Annotated in this window: 14 protein-coding genes; 7 read left to right on the plus strand and 7 right to left on the minus strand. The window is 49.3% G+C overall.

The features are described 5' to 3' along the window. Window positions 1-5: 5 nt before the first annotated feature. A complete protein-coding gene (locus tag H6F68_RS10730) occupies window positions 6-1646 on the minus strand; it encodes a CTP synthase (protein WP_190558874.1) in 1641 nt (546 codons plus the stop codon). Between the two features lie 321 nt (window positions 1647-1967). Between H6F68_RS10730 and H6F68_RS10735 the strand changes: the two genes are divergently transcribed. Beyond that, window positions 1968-3575, plus strand: coding sequence for a glycosyltransferase family 39 protein (locus H6F68_RS10735; RefSeq protein ID WP_190558876.1), 1608 nt, complete (start codon window positions 1968-1970; stop codon window positions 3573-3575). 180 nt (window positions 3576-3755) lie between these two features. Here H6F68_RS10735 and gcvP read toward each other — a convergent pair whose 3' ends face one another. Continuing rightward, window positions 3756-6803 carry an aminomethyl-transferring glycine dehydrogenase gene (gene gcvP, locus H6F68_RS10740; RefSeq protein WP_399313598.1) on the minus strand — a complete coding sequence of 1016 codons (3048 nt, stop codon included), beginning with the start codon at window positions 6801-6803 and terminating at the stop codon, window positions 3756-3758. Between the two features lie 177 nt (window positions 6804-6980). Beyond that, the gene (gcvH, locus tag H6F68_RS10745) at window positions 6981-7370 is read right to left on the minus strand and encodes a glycine cleavage system protein GcvH (protein ID WP_190558878.1); all 390 of its coding nucleotides are present in this window, start codon (window positions 7368-7370) and stop codon (window positions 6981-6983) included. 146 nt (window positions 7371-7516) lie between these two features. On the opposite strand from gcvH, the gene H6F68_RS10750 reads away from it, so the two are divergent. Then, window positions 7517-8353, plus strand: a complete 837-nt coding sequence (locus H6F68_RS10750; protein WP_190558880.1) for an alpha/beta hydrolase — start codon at window positions 7517-7519, stop codon at window positions 8351-8353. A gap of 71 nt (window positions 8354-8424) precedes the next feature. On the opposite strand, the gene pyk is transcribed toward H6F68_RS10750, so the two are convergent. Both pyk and H6F68_RS10760 read right to left on the minus strand, forming a co-directional pair. Next, a complete protein-coding gene (gene pyk, locus H6F68_RS10755) occupies window positions 8425-10206 on the minus strand; it encodes a pyruvate kinase (RefSeq protein WP_190432821.1) in 1782 nt (593 codons plus the stop codon). A gap of 393 nt (window positions 10207-10599) precedes the next feature. Further along, window positions 10600-11466 carry a COP23 domain-containing protein gene (locus H6F68_RS10760; RefSeq protein ID WP_242065451.1) on the minus strand — a complete coding sequence of 289 codons (867 nt, stop codon included), beginning with the start codon at window positions 11464-11466 and terminating at the stop codon, window positions 10600-10602. A 402-nt stretch (window positions 11467-11868) separates the two neighbouring features. On the opposite strand from H6F68_RS10760, the gene crtR reads away from it, so the two are divergent. Next, window positions 11869-12840, plus strand: a complete 972-nt coding sequence (crtR, locus tag H6F68_RS10765) for a beta-carotene hydroxylase (RefSeq protein WP_190553066.1) — start codon at window positions 11869-11871, stop codon at window positions 12838-12840. An 82-nt stretch (window positions 12841-12922) separates the two neighbouring features. Here crtR and aroH read toward each other — a convergent pair whose 3' ends face one another. Together aroH and sppA are read right to left on the minus strand one after the other, a co-directional pair. Then, window positions 12923-13354, minus strand: a complete 432-nt coding sequence (aroH, locus tag H6F68_RS10770; RefSeq protein WP_190558882.1) for a chorismate mutase — start codon at window positions 13352-13354, stop codon at window positions 12923-12925. A gap of 158 nt (window positions 13355-13512) precedes the next feature. After that, window positions 13513-14334 (minus strand): signal peptide peptidase SppA, encoded by an 822-nt coding sequence (gene sppA / locus H6F68_RS10775; protein WP_190558884.1) that lies wholly within the window; start codon window positions 14332-14334, stop codon window positions 13513-13515. 473 nt (window positions 14335-14807) lie between these two features. Between sppA and H6F68_RS10780 the strand changes: the two genes are divergently transcribed. The 4 genes from H6F68_RS10780 (at window position 14808) to H6F68_RS10795 (ending at window position 19456) form a co-directional block, all read left to right on the plus strand. Beyond that, complete coding sequence (locus tag H6F68_RS10780) at window positions 14808-15920, plus strand: DMT family transporter (RefSeq protein ID WP_190558886.1); 1113 nt, start codon at window positions 14808-14810, stop codon at window positions 15918-15920. A 177-nt stretch (window positions 15921-16097) separates the two neighbouring features. Then, the gene (locus tag H6F68_RS10785; protein ID WP_190558888.1) at window positions 16098-17408 is read left to right on the plus strand and encodes a peptidoglycan-binding protein; all 1311 of its coding nucleotides are present in this window, start codon (window positions 16098-16100) and stop codon (window positions 17406-17408) included. A 57-nt stretch (window positions 17409-17465) separates the two neighbouring features. Beyond that, window positions 17466-18569 (plus strand): glycosyltransferase family 4 protein, encoded by a 1104-nt coding sequence (locus H6F68_RS10790; RefSeq protein ID WP_190558890.1) that lies wholly within the window; start codon window positions 17466-17468, stop codon window positions 18567-18569. Then, complete coding sequence (locus H6F68_RS10795; RefSeq protein ID WP_190558892.1) at window positions 18566-19456, plus strand: LD-carboxypeptidase; 891 nt, start codon at window positions 18566-18568, stop codon at window positions 19454-19456. Before H6F68_RS10790 ends, H6F68_RS10795 begins: the two co-directional genes overlap by 4 nt. Window positions 19457-19463: the final 7 nt, after the last annotated feature.

The following is a 19463-nucleotide window of genomic DNA, read 5'->3' on the forward strand; positions in this document are numbered from 1 at the left end:
GGAGCTTACGGTTGACTTAGGCTAGGCTCTAGCGATCGCGTAGCCTCACCTGCGTAGGTAGTTGCAGCTTGAATGAATCCCTTAAATAAAGGATGAGGGGTACTGGGGCGCGACTGAAATTCGGGATGGAACTGAGTGGCCAAGAAGAACGGATGACCTGGCAGTTCCACAATTTCTACCAAGCGTCCGTCGGGTGAGGCACCACTGATGATATAGCCAGTCTCTAAGAACAAATTACGGTAGGCGTTATTGAATTCATAGCGATGGCGATGCCGCTCGTAAATCACTTCTTCGCCATAGAGACTAAATGCGATCGTATTGGGCGCAATCCGGCAAGGATATAAACCTAGCCGCATTGTGCCGCCTAAATCGACCACATCTTGCTGTTCTGGCAACAAGTTAATCACGGGGTTTTTAACGTTGGGAGCAAACTCAGCACTATTCGCATCCTCAAGACCAGCCGTGTGTCGCGCCCACTCGATCACAGAACACTGCATCCCTAGACACAAGCCAAAGAAGGGAATTTTCTTTTCGCGGGCGTACTGAATGGCACTGATTTTGCCGTCTACACCCCGTACGCCAAAGCCACCGGGGACAATAATGCCGTCAATATCTTGCAGATAGCTTTCGGCTCCGTAAGCTTCGATGTCCTCGGAGTTAATCCAGCGTAGATTTAGGTCTGCTCCTTGGGCGATCGCGCCATGCCGCAGTGCTTCAACGACAGAGAGATAGGCGTCGGTAAGCCGAACATATTTACCCACGATCGCAATGTTGACCGATTGACTTGGACGATACAAGCGATCGACTAGGGTTTGCCATTGAGTTAAGTCAGGTTGCCGCTGTTCTAGATGCAAAAGATCTAGCGCTTGCTGAGCTAAGCCTTCTCGCTCCAAAATCAGTGGGACTTCGTAGATGCTTCTGGCATCTGGCGAGGTAATGACACATTCAACAGGAACGTCACAGAACTCAGATAACTTGTCCTTAAGACCAGGATGCAAGGGGCGATCGCAGCGACAAACCAAAATATCCGGTTGAATCCCAATCGAGCGGAGTTCTTTCACCGAATGTTGCGTCGGTTTGGTTTTCATTTCCCCGGCTGCTGGAATCCAAGGCATCAGCGTGACGTGCATGTACAGCACATTCTGCCGTCCCACGGCTTTACGAAATTGCCGAATTGCTTCTAGAAAAGGCAGCGACTCAATATCTCCAACTGTACCACCAATCTCCGTGATCACCACATCTGGATTGGTATTTTTTGCAACTCGTAAGATGCGCTCTTTGATCTCGTTCGTAATGTGCGGAATGACTTGGACGGTGCCGCCCATGTAGTCACCCCGGCGCTCTTTATTCAGCACGGCTTGGTAAATAGAACCAGTGGTGACACTATTGAGGCGAGACATGGAAGTGTCTGTGAAGCGCTCGTAGTGTCCCAAGTCTAAGTCGGTTTCCGCACCATCTTCGGTCACAAACACCTCACCATGCTGGAAAGGGCTCATGGTGCCAGGGTCAACGTTAATATAAGGGTCTAACTTGAGGATGGAAACGGAGTAGTCGCGAGACTTCAGCAATCGACCCAGGCTCGCTGCCACGATGCCTTTGCCAATACTAGAGACTACACCACCCGTCACGAATACAAACTTAGTCATAAAATTCTAGGAGCACAGCCTTCTGGAGAGCCACCCGTCAATTGTGCCACAGGCATGGCAGACCGCGTGGAAAGGGGAGTATTTTTTTGTACATCAAGCTAACTTTCGCGCTAAAGCTGAAAGGAGCGATCGCTGCACCCAAACCGCTCATCCTGTAATTCGACCTCGATAAAATCTCCACACCCCAATGAGTTGCCGTTAGGCTTGCTATGGAGCGAACTAGTTAAATCGTATCCAGCAGTACTGACTTTAAGTAGTAAGCCATGAAATTCTATTTCTTGGGCATAGCTTTTTCAGAGCTTACTGTTACTACGAACATTTATGAGAACAGCACTTAAAGGGCATTGGAACCTAACTTCTGAGTGGCTGAAATTATTTCTCATAACTTTATTAATACTCGGCATATTTTTCAGATTGGTTAATCTTGGCCAAAAAGTCTACTGGTATGATGAGACTTTTACTTCTCTGCGGATTTCTGGATATACAGAGGCTGAAATAGTCCAGCGATTTGCCGATGGCCGTGAAGTTAGCGCTGAAGATTTACAAAAGTATCAGCGCCCCAATTCTGAAAAAGGCTTAGTCGACACGATTAAATCTTTAGCAATAGAAGACCCTCAACATGTGCCACTGTACTATGTGATGGCACGATTCTGGATGCAGTTATTTGGGGACTCATTGGCAGTAGCACGAAGCCTGCCAACCCTGATTAGTTTACTAGCTTTTCCTACAATCTATTGGTTGTGTCTAGAACTATTTAAGGCACCCTTAACAGGCTGGATGGCGGTTGCATTAATTGCTGTCTCACCTTTTCACTTATTGTTTGCTCAAGAGTCGAGAGAGTATAGTCTATGGACAGTGGCCACATTACTCTCAAGCGCAGTTTTGTTATGGGCGAATCGAGTTGGCACTAGGAGAAGTTGGGGAGCTTATGCAGCTACAGTAGCGTTTGGGTTTTATTCACATTTATCTTTTGCGCTAGTGGCGATCGCGCATGGACTCTACATATTTGTAGTTGAAAGATTTCGATTCAGCAAAAGTTTAATTGGTTATGTGCTGGCCTCTTTATTAGGATTTTCGACTTTTTTGCCTTGGCTACCTGTCGTTATTAACAGTGCCGATCGCCTACCCCAGTTACTAGCGAAAAACGGAGCAAAACCCTTATCATTTTTCCTGGAACGCTGGACGATTAATATTAGTTCTGTTTTTGTGGACATCAACTTTCCTCATCGAGGAAAACGCTTGCTGATGGCAGCAATTTTGATTTTAATTTTATATTCAATCTACTTTCTAGGACAAAAAGCTACAAGGAAAGCTTTCTTATTTGTGCTTCTACTCATCGGTGTGACAGCGGTATTTCTAATAGCACCAGATTTTATCAATCAATCTTTTAGATCGATTACTAGTCGTTACATGATTCCTTGTTATTTGGGGATTCAAATAGCAGTTGCTCATCTATTTGCGACTCAAATTACTTCTGTCTCTAGTTCTATGACTGGTTCAATGCAGAGGCAGAAATTATGGCGATTAGGGCTGGCCGCGTTGCTGTCAGGTGGGGTTCTATCTTGTATCCTGATTGCTCAGTCGGAAACCTGGTGGAATAAGGGATCTAGCTATCATAATCCGCAGATTGCCAGAATTCTAAATCAAGCTAGTCAACCCCTGGTCATTAGCAATGCTAGGACTGGCGAAATTCTGTCGTTGAGCCATTTACTGGCTCCAGAAGTGCGACTCAGAATCCAACCTGCTTGCCACACTTGTAGCTCCAATTCTCTGCTATCTGACCCCAACCGTCTACTGAATATTCCTAAAGGCTTTAGAAGTGTGTTCCTGTTCAAACCTTCGAAAAAGTTACGGAATATTTTTGAGGAAAAGTACAAGCTGGAGTCTATTCATAAAAGTAACGATCTGTGGCGATTGGAAAAAATTTGAACTCAAGTGGAGCGATACTGCTCTGCCTTCGTACAGTTTGTCGTTGTTCCAACAAAAAGAGCGGGAGTGGTAACTGTTTTTAGGACAGCCTTTCACTCCCGCTCTCCTCACCCTGGTAATAAGGGTGAACCGAATTACATCCCAATCGCTGTAGGGAATTTGTGATTCAGGCTCAGCTCTTTAACTTGAGTAAGCGTCCATTGGTAAGCAAGAGCAAACCAAGTTGCGATCGCCGTAGGCATTATCAATTCGGGCGACTGCGGGCCAGAACTTGTTTTCGCGGGTCCAAGTGGTGGGGTAAGCGCCTTGTTCACGAGGATAAGGTTTGTCCCATTCTGCCGTCATTAGGGCAGCAGCCGTGTGAGGGGCATTCTTGAGCAAGTTGTTTTGTCGATCGACTTGACCCGCCTCAATTTCGGCAATTTCAGCTCGGATGGCAATCATGGCATCACAGAAGCGATCGAGTTCTTGCTTCGACTCGCTCTCGGTTGGCTCCACCATGATTGTTCCTGGGACTGGCCAAGAGACAGTCGGTGGGTGGAAGCCATAATCAATCAAGCGTTTGGCAATGTCATCAACTTCAATGTCAGCCGTTCTCTTGAACTGCCGCAAATCCAAAATGCACTCGTGAGCCACTAAGCCGTTTTTGCCTTTGTACAGCCCTGGGTAGTAAGGCTCCAAGCGCTTGGCAATGTAGTTGGCATTGAGAATGGCAACTTGAGTCGCTTTAGTAAGACCAGTGCCGCCCATCAAGGCAATGTACATCCAAGAAATTGGCAGAATACTAGGGCTTCCCCAGGGCGCTGAGGCGATCGCCCCAATGCCTTGCTCGCTGCCAATCGGGACGATCGCATGTCCTGGCAAGAAGGGCACCAGATGCGGCATCACCCCAATTGGTCCCATACCAGGTCCGCCGCCTCCGTGGGGAATACAGAAGGTTTTGTGCAAGTTTAGGTGACAAACATCGGCCCCATAGTCACCCGGACGACACAGGCCAACTTGAGCGTTCATGTTGGCTCCATCCAGATAAACCTGCCCGCCGTTGGCATGGACGATCGTGCAGATTTCTCGAATCGATTCTTCAAATACTCCGTGAGTGGAGGGGTAAGTGACCATGAGCGCCGCTAAGTTTTCTTGGTGCTGCTCTGCCTTGGCTTTGAGGTCAGCTACATCGATGTTGCCATCGCGATCGCAAGCCACCGGAACCACTTTCATTCCTGCCATCACCGCACTGGCGGGATTGGTGCCATGCGCCGACTGCGGAATCAAGCAAATATGACGGTGGAAGTCACCGCGTTGCTCGTGGTATTGGCGAATCACCAGTAACCCCGCATATTCTCCTTGCGAGCCCGCATTTGGTTGCAGCGAAATGCCTGCAAAGCCTGTAATTTCGGCTAGCCATTGCTCCAATTGTTGGAAAAGAGTTTGATAGCCCTGGGTTTGCTCTAGCGGCGCGAAGGGATGAATCTGACCAAACTCAGGCCAAGTCACGGGGATCATTTCTGCCGTGGCATTCAGCTTCATCGTGCAGGAACCGAGGGGAATCATAGCTGTGGTCAGCGACAAATCCTTAGATTGCAGGCGATAAATGTAGCGCAGTAGCTCAGTTTCAGAATGGTATTGACTGAAAACTGGGTGGGTGAGATAGGTGCTAGTACGAGCAAAGCGATCGCTGAATTCAAGCTTGGCTTCTGTGGCTAACTCTTCAGGGGTGAAGTGCGGAGTTTGGTCGCCTGCAAAAACTTTGAATAGCGCCAGCAAATCATCGACTGATGTCGTCTCATCTAGAGAAACACCGATCGTATGAACATCAATCAGACGTAAATTGATTCGATGGGCGCTGGCCCGTTCCACAATGTCTAAGGCTCGTTTTTCGGCTATATCCACACGTAAGGTATCGAAATAGGGTGCTGAGCCCAGTTGATACCCTAACCGACTCAATCCTTCTGCCAGAGTCACGGTTAAGTGATGAATGCGTTGAGCAATGCGCTGTAAGCCACTAGGACCATGATAAACAGCGTACATACTAGCAATGACTGCCAGCAGCACCTGGGCCGTACAGATGTTGCTGGTAGCTTTATCTCGCCGGATGTGCTGCTCTCGTGTTTGTAGCGCTAAGCGTAAAGCAGGTTGCCCTTGAGCATCCTTGGAAACCCCTACCAATCGCCCAGGAATTTGCCGCTTATAAGTGTCTTTGGTAGCGAAGTAAGCAGCGTGCGGCCCGCCGTAACCCAGAGGTACGCCAAAGCGTTGGGTGCTCCCCACCACAATGTCTGCCCCAAATTCTCCTGGTGGCTTGATGAGCGTCAAGCTGAGGAGATCCGCTGCGACAGTTACTAAGGCTTTAGCTTGGTGGGCGCGCTGAACAAAGTCCTGATAATCGTAAATTGCGCCATCGGTGGCAGGGTATTGCAGGAGTGCCCCAAAAATCGGCTGGTCGAAGGCGAAGGTTTGATGGTTGCCTACCAAAATTTCAATGCCTAGCGCCCGCGCCCTTGTCTTCACGACTTCAATAGTTTGGGGATGGCAAGCCTCTGACACCCAAAATGCCTGCTCATCTCCCTTCGCTAGCCCGTAGCTCATCGTCATTGCTTCTGCGGCTGCCGTGCCTTCATCCAGCAGTGAAGCGTTGGCAATCTCCATACCTGTCAAGTCAATCACCATCGTTTGGAAGTTGAGCAGAGCTTCCAGGCGACCTTGAGCAATTTCGGGTTGGTAAGGGGTGTATTGGGTATACCAGCCGGGATTTTCGAGAATGTTGCGCTGAATTACAGGCGGCGTGATGCAGCCGTAGTAGCCCATGCCAATAAACGAGCGAAATACTTGATTTTCTGAGGCGATCACTTTTAGCTCTTGGAGCAATTCATATTCACTGCGTCCCTCCTCGAGTTGCAGCGGTTGCTGGAGCCGAATTCCTGGGGGTACAGCTTTGTCAATCAGGGCTTCTAAGCTAGAAAAACCCAATTCGGAAAGCATTTGATCCACTTCCACCGCGCTGGGGCCAAGATGGCGGTCTACAAATTCGTCTGTTAGGGGTAGTCCCCCCTGAATTTGGGTGGGCTGAGCCGCATGAGCACCACCATTGGTTCTTGGCATCTGAGATCCATTTGCGGTTGCTTTAGAAACGGTCACGGGGTCGATCGCGGCTAGGGGGTCAGATTTAGAATGGCTCAATCCAGTTGCACCTTGCTCGTAGGTAGAAGGCTCGGACATGAAAGACTCTGGCATGGAACGTAGGGACACAAGAAGGTCATTTCTGACCATTTTGCAATAGTTTGCAATGGATAGTTGACCCTGATTTCACCAGAGTGAGCTTGTGTCTCTTCTATTCTTGCTCAGCAAACTTGACTGTGCAGGGTCCAGAAGCGATCGCTTCTGCCAAGCCTTCAGAAGTCTTCCAATAAATTATGCGCCTTCGACTTGTTGGCGGTATTCTTCAGCCGTTAGGACTTCATCTAGTTCTTCCGACTCATCAATCCGAATCTTCAGCAGCCAACCTTCACCGTAGGGATCTTCTGCAACTTGTTCCGGCGCATCCACCATTGCCGTGTTGCGCTCAATTACAGTTCCTGTCACCGGCGCATTGAGGTCTTCGACAGCCTTGACTGACTCCACCGTACCAAAGGTTTCGCCTTTGACCAGCTTGTCACCAATCTCAGGTAGCTCTAGAAATACAATGTCACCCAGTTGATCGACGGCAAAGGCGCTAATACCAATCGTAGCGATATCGCCATCTAAGCGCACGTACTCATGGCTGTCTAGGTACTTTAGATCATCGGGATATTCGAAGGCCATACCAATTCCTCACCGGATATGTCACTACACTTCCAATAAGCTTGCAAGATTTAGCCGGTTCTGACAATGTCTTGGAGCCTATTTGGGCATAGTAGGAAGTATTCTTGCGGGTCTTACCGCCTTGCATCTCTCCACGTTAGTCCTCAATGAAGTCAAAAACACTCAAACGGCTGGTATTGGGTGAGTTTTCAGTCAAGCGCTTCGTCCGCTCCACCCTGTTGATCTATACGGTTCTATGCTTTTGCGCCTTCTTTTTGACCGATCGCCAAATTTTCCAACCGCAACCCGCTAGCTACCAGGATACTCAAACGACTCTGAAGCTGAAAACCGCCGATAGTGCCTTAATTTCAGCGATTTATCTGCCCAATCCTCAGGCCCAGTACACCATTCTCTACAGTCATGGCAACGCCGAAGATTTAGCGGATATTGAAGCAACGCTGATCACGATTCACGAAGCTGGTTTTGCCGTGTTTGCTTACGATTACCGAGGCTATGGTACCAGCCAAGGTCAGCCTTCCGAGCAACATGCTTACCAAGATGCCGATGCTGCCTATACCTATCTGACCCAAAAGCTCAAAGTCCCAGCGAATCGGGTTATTGCTTTAGGTCGCTCAGTTGGAGGTGGTGTTGCTGTTGATTTAGCGGCTCGTAAACCTGTGGCTGGCCTGATTGTGGAAAGCTCTTTTGTCACTGCTTTCCGCGTGGTTACTCGCGTTCCAATTGTCCCGTTCGACAAACTTGCCAATATTGCCAAAATTCGCCGCATTCAATGCCCAGTTTTGATTGTGCATGGCACTGCCGATGAAATCATCCCGTTTCAGCATGGAGAGCAGCTATTTCAGGCAGCGCGCTCTCCTAAGCAAAGTTTTTGGGTCGAGGATGCTAACCATGACGACCTAGTAGAGGTGGCTGGCCCGAGATATGCCCAGCAGTTACAAGCATTTGCTCAATTGGTAAAAAATTCGGAGGCAACATTCAAGTAGGAGAAAGCGATCGCTCCCCAGTCCTGAGTTAAGAGAAGCGATCGCCCTGATTCTTGAATGTTTGAGACCAGTTAAACCGTAATCGCTGAGTCAGTCTGAGCGGCTCCCACGGCACCGGAGTAAACCAAACCTCGATGGGTATCAAGAGTCAGAATGGCACCATCTCGAATAATTTCGGTCGCATTCTTAACTCCGACAATCACGGGTACCCCTAGACGTAAGCCAATCACTGCGGCGTGGCTGGTTAAGCTGTCGTCTTCAGTGATGATCCCAGCGGCCTTACGAATCATCTCTACATAATCAACACTGGTACAGGAGGTGACTAAAATGTCGCCCGGATTGAAGTTGCTGACTTCATTACTCGCGTGAGCTACTCGTGCCCGCCCACTAACTGAGCCTTGACCAATACCGATCCCTTTGCCCAAGACAGCCGTTACCACTTCCACCTTAATTAGGTCGGTGGAACCAGATACCCCTTGCAGGGTACCAGCAGTCATGACTACCAAATTACCTTCAGAGAGCAGCTCTTTCTCTTGAGCGACGTTGAGCGCGGCCTGGAAGGTTTGCCCAGTAGAGGGTAAGTCCAAAACTAGCAGGGGTTTGACGCCCCAAACTAGTTGCAACTGTCGTGCCACATCGACGTGAGGGGTAACGGCCAAAATGGGGGTATGAGGCCGAAATTTAGAAACGTTCCGAGCTGTGGCTCCCGTTTTGGTCAGCGTCATAATCGCAGAGGCATTTAGCTGTTCGGCAATGCGAGCGACCGCTTGGCTAATCGCATTGGGGATCGAGCGCCCGTCACTGTCGAGGTTGCGGCGAATCTGCTCTTGCTCGGTACGAATCGCAATCCGGGCCATCGTTGCCACCGCTTCAATGGCATACTTGCCAACTGCGGTTTCGTTCGACAACATTACGGCATCTGTACCATCCAGAATGGCGTTGGCTACGTCCGAGATCTCAGCGCGAGTGGGACGTGGATTGTTCACCATGCTATCTAGCATCTGGGTAGCGGTGATCACCGGAATACCCAACCGATTCGCTGTCGCAATCAGCCGCTTTTGCAAAATGGGGACATCTTCGGCAGGTAGCTCTACGCCCAAATCACCCCGCGCCACCATCACGCCATCACAGAGGCAAAGAACATCTTCCATCTGCTCAATGGCTTCGTGCTTCTCAATCTTGGCGATTACCGGGACTTGCTTACCTGCGTTGGAAATTAATTCTTTGATCTCCAACACATCCTGAGGATTCCGGACAAAACTGAGGGCGATCCAATCAACTCCTTGATCAAGCCCAAACATCAAATCTTTACGGTCTTTATCGGTCAATGCCTTGATCGACAGATAAACTCCTGGAAAATTAACGCCCTTGTTGTTGGAAAGGACGCCACCGACTACAACTTCGCAATGCAATTCTTTGCGATCGCGGTCTACTTTCTCGACTCGCATTTCCACTTTGCCGTCGTCGAGCAGAATAGTGGCACCTTCAGGCACTTCCTCGGCTAGTGGCTCGTACGTCACAGAGCTGATTTCATGGGTGCCAGGAACAGCGTGACTAGTCAATGTGAAGCGATCGCCACGCTTAAGAGTAATAGAACCGTCTTCAAAGCGGCCTAAACGAATTTTGGGTCCTTGGAGATCTTGCAAAATTCCGACAGGTTGATTCAGCTCAAAAGAAATCTGCCGAATCAGCCGAATGCTGCGTTGATGATCTTCATGCGTCCCATGAGAAAAGTTAAGACGCAGAGTAGTTGCACCCGCTTCAATCAGGGCACGTAGAACTTCTGGGCTACTAGTGGCGGGGCCAATCGTTGCGACGATTTTTGTCCGACGCGGAGAGTTACGCAGTTGCATGGATTCCAAGAAGGTAAAAATAGACTGAAGGAGACCCTACCGCTGATGTCCTCAGGATACTGGCTTAGCGGTGACTTGCTGCACTTTCCAGCCTTGGCATGGAATGAAATCCCGAAGTGAGGTGCAACAAGAAAATAACTCTAAACTATCAATAGTCGCATGCGTTGATAGCAAAGAATTAACGGTTGAGAAAAATGCTGTTGCCTCTTGGCAAGGCGGCAACAGGGATACTACCACGTTTGACTAGTCCCTTTTGCAAAAACCTGCAAGGGCAAGCGACAGAATCTTTAGGTGCCTTCAGTCTCTAGGGTGCGTTCCATCAGGTTTAGTAGGTTAGTTGTTCGGTGCGCTAAAAATACTAATTTGCAAAACCCACCCTGTTTTAATTTTTACCTAACGAAAATTGGCTGGATTGAGGCGAGGATTGTTGCGAGTAGACATACCTTGACCTAGCTTGCTGCCTGTTCCACCATCAGCGGGATCAAGGAAGGGCCGCAAGTTGATGTTGCTAGAGCGCTCCTGCCGCCCGCCTAGAAGCGAGACACCTAAGTTAACCAATTCGTCCAGCTTGTCACCTCCCCGGCTGCTGGCGCTTACAGAACTATTGCCTACACGACTGCTACCTACAAACGTATTAGCTGCTTGAGTTTGTTGGCCACTGTCAGCAATCGTCAAGTTTTGGAAGACGCGATCGCGAGTCGTCAGCGGGTCTTGATTCGGCGGGACTGTCAGAACGATGCGACAAGTTGAATTTTTCTCGGTGGTAACACAAACTGTGTTGTAGTTATTTTCCACCGCTGTTCGCATTTCCTGTAGGCCATCAGGACGGTAGAGTTCTAAACGACGACTGATTTCTTGACAACGAGCTTGAGGAGTCCAACCACCGCCTAGTTGGCTGGGTGTCGCCCAGGGATAGGATTCGCTAGGACGGCTCTCTGGGTGATAAACCACCGTGTACTGGCCGTTGAGCATTTCACAAGTAAAGCGGGGTCTATTTGCCACGCTAGTTTGAGTAGAGCCGCTACTTGGGTTTGTCGTAGGTGTAGACTCCGAATTTTCAGCCTCTGTTTGTACTTGAATATCCTTTGATGCTGATCCGGAACTGGTAGGTGTGGCAGCGATCGCGCTACCAGTCATCCCTGCGAATAACCCACCACCTAAGAACACCACAGCTCCTGTAGCCAAACTTGTAGCCTTAAAAGTAAGAAACGTTAGCTTGAAACGACCTTGAGAATTACCTTGAGATTGCAATAACACCATAATCAAAGCCTCTTCAGAGTGAATGACAACTAATCACCGCAACACCACCCCTGATGTAACAAAGCCCTGATGCACCTAATGCGATAGAGCACTCCTACAACCCTGATAACAATTCAGACCTAGCATTTACATCGGAAGATCCGCCGACCTAGGAGGGTGATTTCACCGAGTCTTCATTGAAGTTGGGTTTCTGCTGAAGTGTTTAAAGCTGAGGTTGTCAGGCAACGTCCGTGAACTTCTGAGGTTAAATTGCTCTTGTTACTCTAAAGTTGGCTCAAATTATTTAATTTGACGCTACTGTTAGCGCAGCTCTGATTAGATGAGCTAGTTTCACAAAACTTTATTATTCCGCATTCGTATCGTATACTACGCGAGGATGACCAACAAGGAGTATTGATAACGATGTCGGAGGCAGTAAAGCCCCTGACAGTGCCGAAGGAGTTAATGGGTCCTCCGGGTCAATTTAACCCGACGCTGCTAATGTTCCTGGCAGCGGTAGCCATAGAAATCCTATCGATACTGGGTTACTGGTGTTGGGAATGGCTTGACTGGTGCTGCTTTAGCATGACTGTCATTGCTCTACATATGGTGGGGACGGTGATTCATGATGCATCCCACAATGTGGCACATCGCAATCGCATCATCAATGCCGTTATGGGACATGGCAGTGCCTTAATGCTGGGTTTTTCTTTCCCAGTCTTTACGCGCGTGCACATGCAGCATCATGCCAATGTGAATGATCCAGACAACGACCCCGATCACTTTGTTTCGACCGGGGGGCCGCTCTGGTTTATTGCGGCTCGTTTCATGTACCACGAAATTTTCTTTTTCCGCCGTCGGCTATGGCGGAAGTCCGAGTTATTGGAGTGGTTTCTCGCTCGCCTAGCCGTCGGTGCTCTAATTTACACAGCCTGCCAGCACGACTTTCTGGGCTACATTTTCAATTTTTGGTTTGTGCCTCTGGCAGTTGTAGGGTTAGCTCTGGGCTTATTCTTTGACTATTTGCCCCACCGACCTTTTCAGGAGCGCGATCGCTGGAAGAACGCTAGAGTCTACCCCAACCGGATTCTGAACCTGCTGATTATGGGTCAGAACTACCATCTGATCCATCATCTGTGGCCTTCTATTCCCTGGTACAACTATCAGCCTGCTTACTATGCCACTCAGCCTTTGTTAGACGCTAAGGGTTGCCACCAATCGCTGGGTTTATCGGAGACTAAAGACTTTTGGCACTTTGTGTACGATGTCTTCCTAGGCATTCGTTTTCATCGCCCGCGATCGCTGGAGTCTTCAGAGGTAAACACTCCTATAAGCCAAGCTAGCCCAGCCAACAGTAGCTTAGAGGTAGCTCAGGGCTTGGAAGTTCACAGTTGACCAGTCCAGTTAAACCCGGCTTAAACCACTAAAAAAGGGAGCAAGACTTAACCCTGCTCCCTTTTTTAGTGATTGAACTTAGTTAACGATGAGACTTAACGACGGGCGATGCCAAGCCTGTTTGAGCCAAGATCCAATCGGGTCTTAAGCTCTTGGCTTGACGGAGATAGGGATGATAGATTTCGACGTGCGGATTCGGAGTGTTGAAATGAATCAGGAAGCGAATGCAACGCTCCAAACTGCCTTCAACGTGCATTTGTTGCACATCTAGCAAAGGAACATTCTGCCAACGGGGACGATCACGCGCTACTGAAGCCGGAAAGATGGCGTCCAAGTCGCGGGTAACTGAGAACGTCGCACTGATAATTTCTTCTGGATCGAGTTGATTATGAGCTTCTAGCTCATCTAACAGCTCAGCGACTGCTTCTCGAATTGCCTCAGCCGTATTTTCTGAGGCAGTTGTTGCACCACGAATTGCCCGAACTCTCCATTCCACGCCATCATCCTCCGTCATGTGATTAAACCAAGGTTCATCAAGTTGAATTTTTATGGCTCAGATTATCTAACCTGAGCGATCGCAACGATAACTGAAAATCTTGACAATGCGAGCCAATGTTAACAAAATCTAGGATTTTCAAGGCATTAAATTGTCAATTCTGGGCAAGTGGTTCGCTAAGGTCGGTAAAGCCACAAAGGTAGACCACTGGTAGACAATTCAAACTCCATCCAATCGAGGCAAGCCCTGACTCCAGAGCGACTTTGACTCGTACTAGGAACAACACGACTCCAGAAGGGCTTGCGTTCTTCCAAGTTGTAGCAACGAGTTTTTTCTGGATCAAGACCTGCAAGTTCTGCCGCCCAGCGACGAGCATCTTCTTCGGTGCCTAAGCGATCTACAAGCCCTAGTTCTTGGGCTTGCTCACCTGTGAAAACTCTCCCATCTGCAAAGCTTTTAACTGTATCCACCGCTAATTTGCGGGCTTCAGCCACAGTCTGCACAAACTGTAGGTAGCTTGTGTCAATCAACGATTGCAAAATATGGGCTTCTGGCTCTGTCAGCTCTCGGTCAAAAGCCAAAATATCTTTGTAGGGACCAGATTTGATCACTTTGAAGGAAACGCCTACTTTTTCTAGAAGACGCTCTAAGTTATTGCCCCGGAGAATTACCCCAATGCTGCCAGTGATGGTACCCGGATTGGCGACAATGTAATTTGCGCCCATGCCGATGTAAACGCCACCTGATGCAGAAATATTGCCGAAGCTGGCAACAATTTTGATTTTTTCGCTCAGACGTTTGAGCGCACTGTAGATTTCTTGGGAGTCCCCGACAGTACCACCAGGGCTATCAATCCGTAGGAGCAGAGCGGGAAATTCTCTTTCTTCTACTGTCTTGAGAGCTTCTAAAACTCGCTTGCGGGTTGCTCCTGCGATCGCCCCTGAGACTTCAATACGAGCAATTTGTTTTCGAGACCGAGGCTTGAAAGGCCAAATCATGAGTAATTGAGAACCAGTACGAAATGATGTCAGTCAATTTTGAGGTAGAGACCGACTCAGACTGGTATGACAGCCTAAGTTTTCAGCTTTCCTCAAGGAGCTGAAGCTGACCAGCAGGTTAAAAGTATTGCACTGTTAGCTGGAGCGGTCTGACTCCTAGTGTGCCTTAATTCTTAGACGATTGGATTGAAAGTATTGGGGTTGCTACTGCTAGGGCACTAGGATTCTGCTGGATCCAGAAACCTGATCTGTTGCTCAGAATCAGCCGTTTGCTCAAACTTCGGTACCGCAGTAGTAAAACGAGTATGTTTAAATAAGTTACTTAACATAAGTATATAACTCAGTACAATTAATTAAAGCTGTACTGCAAGCTGTAGCTCAGTTTTCTCAATCACTCAGCATCCTAGATGAGATTAGGATGCGGGCCTAAGGTTTAGTATTTGGCACCGCCCAGTCCTTCCCGGAGTTATTGCATGCACCTAAGACTCTCTGAATCAAAGTTACCCGTAGCACCACTCCTTTTGATTGCGCCCTTTTTTCTCTGGGGCACGGCGATGGTAGCGATGAAAGGAGTCATTCCGCAGACTACCCCTATGTTTTTAGCAGGGGTGCGCTTGGTGCCTGCGGGGATGATGATTTTAGGGGTCGCAGCGATGATGCGACGACCGCAACCACGGGGTTGGACAGCTTGGCTCGGAATTTTGAGTTTTGCCTTGGTGGATGGAGCTTTATTTCAAGGCTTTTTAGCAGAAGGATTGACTCGTACCACTGCGGGTTTAGGGTCAGTCATGATTGACTCTCAACCGTTGGCTGTGGCTCTGCTGGCCTGTTGGCTGTTTGGCGAACACATTGGCTTGTGGGGTTGGCTCGGTTTAGGCTTAGGCGTGCTGGGTATTAGCTTGCTAGGGCTACCCGATGAATGGATTTGGGGATTACTGCAAGGGCATTTTGCGATCGCTTCCTTCCCTTCAGCCCCAGAACTACTACAGCAACTGTTCCAGAATGGCGAATGGTTGATGCTTTTAGCGGCTCTGTCTATGGCCGTAGGCACCGTCATGGCTCGCTTAGTCTTTCGCTATGCTGATCCGGTCACAGCCACTGGGTGGCATATGATATTGGGAGGTCTGCCACTTTTTGCGTTTTCATCGCTGTGGGAGTCTGAGCAGTGGGTGCATCTAGACTTTTCTGGGTGGATGGCATTGAGCTACTCCACTGTCTTTGGTAGTGCGATCGCTTATGGCTTGTTCTTTTACTTTGCCTCTAGCGGTAGCCTAACCAGCTTGAGCGCTTTGACATTTCTGACACCTGTGTTTGCCTTACTGTTTGGTAATTTATTCTTAGCGGAAGTGTTAAGTCCTTTGCAGTGGTTTGGGGTGGGTCTGACCTTGGTTAGCATTTATCTGATCAATCAGCGTGAGGCGATCGCCCGGAAGCTTCAGGGTGCTACTGCATCAGAACCGGTGTCCCTACTTGAGGAAACGGTCGCTGCAACTGTAGAACTATTACCTCAATCTGGCGGTAATATCAGCGATGTTACGAGGGTGCCTCTGCAAATTACCGACGCGGAATCTAAAATTTTGCAGTAATAGTGCGACTAACCCAGGTTATTTATAGATCATGTCCTGTTTTTAGAAGGCTTTTTGATTCCGTAAAACTAAGGAATCTTTTGAAGGCCCATGAGAGTCAAAGCCGCTATGTTAATTTGCAACGATCGCACTCTCACTGCTTGCCCTGGTTGTAGTCTTTAAGCCTTGGGTTTATTTATGACGCTCTACCGCTCCACTTTACTCCTGCTTACCTGTGTCACTTTCCTCGGTGTCATCCCTGAGCCAGCAAGGAGTTACACGGGAGTCCGCTCTAGGGCATCTGCACCTGAGGCTCCTAGCCCTCTCTTACTCGCCAGCTCACTTAACTTAGCCCAATCCCCACCTGTCGTGGGTGATTCAGCTACTGCACCTACAACTGCTAGCTCGTCGCCTAGCAGCATTACGCCTGGCACAACGCTGCAACCTGGTGCTCAAGGACCAGCGGTGAAACAGTTGCAAACCACCCTGAAGCTTTTAGGCTACTTTGATGGCGCTGCCGATGGAACTTACAGCCCGAGTACTGAGACTGCTGTTTTAAATTTTCAAAAAGCGATCGGTCTCAGTCCAGATGGGGTTGCAGGTCCAAGCACGCTCTCTCGCTTACAAGAGTTACAGAGCGCTAAAACTGAGGCTCCGAAAACAACTCCAACCCCCGCTCAAGAGGCTAAATCTGCTGGACCGCAACGGAGTTGGTTAGGTTGGTTGGTGGGTGTAATCGCGATCGCAGCCATTGGAACTGGAATTTTATATTCACTGCTAAGGGCGAGCGGCCAGTCGAAACAACCGAAGACTTTAGCAGGTCGTGATTCTTCCCCGCCCAGCTTATCTGGAGCAGACACTAATCCTGTAGAGCCGTCAGTTTCTAGTCCTCATACTCCTGCCGTGGAGGTGAGCAGCAATGGCCACAGTGTTCCGGCGATCGCGGTTGATGGCAATCAGTCAGAGGCATCTAGTGAAACCTCTAATTCCAAGTCGTTGCCTGTCCGAGAAACCACACGACTAGCCAAAATCAATATTGTTGAGGAATTGGTTAAGGATCTACGCAGCCCAGATCCTGCTAAGCGGCGGAAGGCCATTTGGGAACTAGGGCAACGGGGTGATACTCAGGCAGTACAGCCGTTAGTCGACTTAATGATTGACTCTGACTCTAAGCAACGCAGCTTAATTTTGGCTTCCTTGTCGGAGATTGGCGTACGGACCCTGAAGCCGATGAATCGAGCTTTAGCGATTTCCTTGCAAGATGAAAATCCAGAAGTACGGAAAAATGCGATCCGCGACATCACCCGGATTTATGATCTGGTCGGCCAAATTAGCCAACTGCTGCGTCATGCGACAGAAGATCCGGATGCAGAAGTGCAAGAGACGGCACGTTGGGCACTCAATCAAGTGAACCGGATTAAGACGATTGCCAATGTGGAAAGCGTCCCAGCGCTGAAAAATTCTGTGAGTCCACCAGAAAGCTTACCTGAGAGTCTCTCCGATCCCTAAAAACTTTCTTGACCCTGTGGTTGGTCAGGATTAATTTGTTCTTTTCATCAGTACTCAATGGGTACAATTATTTCCCTAGATAGTCCACTCAAACTTTTGTTTGTTTCTACTTCCGTGGGGCCTTTAGGGTCTGGCTTAGGCGGTGGGGTTGAGCTAACGTTGCACAACATTGCTCTAGAACTGATGAGCCGGGGCCACTCGTTGCAGATTCTTGCCCCTACAGGTTCCAGCTTGCGGACGCTGCCGATCATCGAAATTGCCGGAGAGTTGCAGACCACTGCTCAAACTCAGTTGAGAACTGACCCTATCGTGATGCCAGGTGCAGCGGTGCTGGCCAATATGTGGGATTATGCTCGTCGAGTTGCGCCAGATTACGATTTGTTGGTGAATTTTGCCTACGATTGGCTGCCCTTTTACTTAACTCGATTTTTTCCACGTCCGATCGCGCATTTGGTGAGTATGGGTTCGCTTACCGATGCAATGGACCAAATTATTGGACAAGTAGCAAGGCAATTTCCTCGCACGATCGGAGTACACAGCCAAGCTCAAGCGGCCACGTTTTCCTTTGCAAGCCACTGTCGTTGTTTGGGTAATGGATTTGATTTGTCTCTGTATCAATTCTGTGGAGAACCCCAGCCTTGGCTAGGGTGGGTTGGGCGAATTGCCCCCGAAAAAGGTTTGGAAGATGCGATCGCGGCGGCTCAGGAGACAGGTATGCCACTGAAAATCTTGGGTGCGATGCAAGATGCTGCCTATTGGCAACAACTTTGCCAAAGCTATCCCAAGGCTCCAGTTGAATACTTGGGTTTCCTCCCCACTATTGAGTTGCAGGAAGTATTACGCCAGTGTCGTGCCTTGTTAGTCACACCCCGCTGGGTGGAAGCCTTTGGCAATGTGGCGATTGAGGCTTTAGCCTGTGGCGTTCCGGTGATTGCCTATCGACGGGGTGGGCCAGCGGAAATCGTGAAAGATGGCAAGACGGGTTGGCTAGTAGAACCAGATAGTGTGTCTGGTTTAGTGGCGGCGATCGCCAAAATTGACCAAATCGATCGGGCGACCTGTCGCCAACAAGCTGAGGCGGAGTTTTCGCAAGCGGCAATGGGCGATCGCATGGAAGAATGGTTTGCAGACATTCTGGGAATAACACTGAGGCCAGCATGAACTGCCAACTTCCTCCCTTCCTCAAACCTGGCGATCGCTTGCGGGTGATTGCCCCTAGCGGCACATTGCGAGAATTGAATGCCTTTCAGCAAGGGCTAGAAATTTGGCGATCGCGTGGCTATGAGGTAGAACTTACCCCTGGTTTTGATGCTCGGTGGGGATATTTGGCAGGAGATGATCTGAGCCGTCGCCAGCAGCTAGAAACTGCATTAAAAGATCCAGATTGCCAAGGAATTCTTTGTGCCAGAGGCGGTTATGGCGGGGCGCGCCTGCTAGAGGATTGGCATTGGCCGCCGACACCACCTAAATGGTTGATCGGTTTTTCTGATATCACTAGCTTGCTGTGGAGCCTAAGCCAGCAAGAAGTTTCTGGGGTTCATGGCCCTTTGTTGACCACTTTAGCCGCTGAGCCAGATTGGTCGGTTGAGCGTTTATTTGGCTGGGTGGAAGGACGTAACTCCCTAGCTCCTCTGTCAGGACAAGGTTGGGGAGGCGGGCAAGCCAGGGGAATTTTGCTACCTGCTAACTTGACGGTTGCAACTCACTTGCTGCATACACCGCATCAACCGCAGCTAGCAGGTGTCATCTTAGCCTTCGAGGATGTTTCGGAAGCGCCCTACCGAATTGACCGAATGCTGACACAATGGCGCTTGAGCGGGGCGTTTCAAGCCGTGCGCGCGATCGCATTGGGGCGCTTTAGCCAATGCCAACCCCCTGCTAATGTGCCCAGCTTTAGCATCGAAGAGGTGTTGCGCGATCGCCTCAGCGACCTTAACATTCCCATTGTTTCTGACCTGCCTTTCGGTCACGATGGCCCCAATGCTGCATTGCCAGTCGGTAGACTCGTCACCTTAGATGGTGATCAAGGACAGTTAGAGTTTGAGTAAAGTTAGG

Source organism: Trichocoleus sp. FACHB-262, from assembly GCF_014696035.1.
Lineage (GTDB): Bacteria > Cyanobacteriota > Cyanobacteriia > FACHB-46 > FACHB-46 > Trichocoleus.

Excerpts from the sequence above, each read along its gene's own strand:
- H6F68_RS10730 (WP_190558874.1), bottom strand. The coding sequence starts at position 1,646 with ATGACTAAGTTTGTATTCGTGACGGGTGGTGTAGTCTCTAGTATTGGC.
- H6F68_RS10735 (WP_190558876.1), top strand. The coding sequence starts at position 1,968 with ATGAGAACAGCACTTAAAGGGCATTGGAACCTAACTTCTGAGTGGCTG.
- gcvP (WP_399313598.1), bottom strand. The coding sequence starts at position 6,803 with ATGCCAGAGTCTTTCATGTCCGAGCCTTCTACCTACGAGCAAGGTGCA.
- gcvH (WP_190558878.1), bottom strand. The coding sequence starts at position 7,370 with ATGGCCTTCGAATATCCCGATGATCTAAAGTACCTAGACAGCCATGAG.
- H6F68_RS10750 (WP_190558880.1), top strand. The coding sequence starts at position 7,517 with ATGAAGTCAAAAACACTCAAACGGCTGGTATTGGGTGAGTTTTCAGTC.
- pyk (WP_190432821.1), bottom strand. The coding sequence starts at position 10,206 with ATGCAACTGCGTAACTCTCCGCGTCGGACAAAAATCGTCGCAACGATT.
- H6F68_RS10760 (WP_242065451.1), bottom strand. The coding sequence starts at position 11,466 with ATGGTGTTATTGCAATCTCAAGGTAATTCTCAAGGTCGTTTCAAGCTA.
- crtR (WP_190553066.1), top strand. The coding sequence starts at position 11,869 with ATGTCGGAGGCAGTAAAGCCCCTGACAGTGCCGAAGGAGTTAATGGGT.
- aroH (WP_190558882.1), bottom strand. The coding sequence starts at position 13,354 with ATGACGGAGGATGATGGCGTGGAATGGAGAGTTCGGGCAATTCGTGGT.
- sppA (WP_190558884.1), bottom strand. The coding sequence starts at position 14,334 with ATGATTTGGCCTTTCAAGCCTCGGTCTCGAAAACAAATTGCTCGTATT.
- H6F68_RS10780 (WP_190558886.1), top strand. The coding sequence starts at position 14,808 with ATGCACCTAAGACTCTCTGAATCAAAGTTACCCGTAGCACCACTCCTT.
- H6F68_RS10785 (WP_190558888.1), top strand. The coding sequence starts at position 16,098 with ATGACGCTCTACCGCTCCACTTTACTCCTGCTTACCTGTGTCACTTTC.
- H6F68_RS10790 (WP_190558890.1), top strand. The coding sequence starts at position 17,466 with ATGGGTACAATTATTTCCCTAGATAGTCCACTCAAACTTTTGTTTGTT.
- H6F68_RS10795 (WP_190558892.1), top strand. The coding sequence starts at position 18,566 with ATGAACTGCCAACTTCCTCCCTTCCTCAAACCTGGCGATCGCTTGCGG.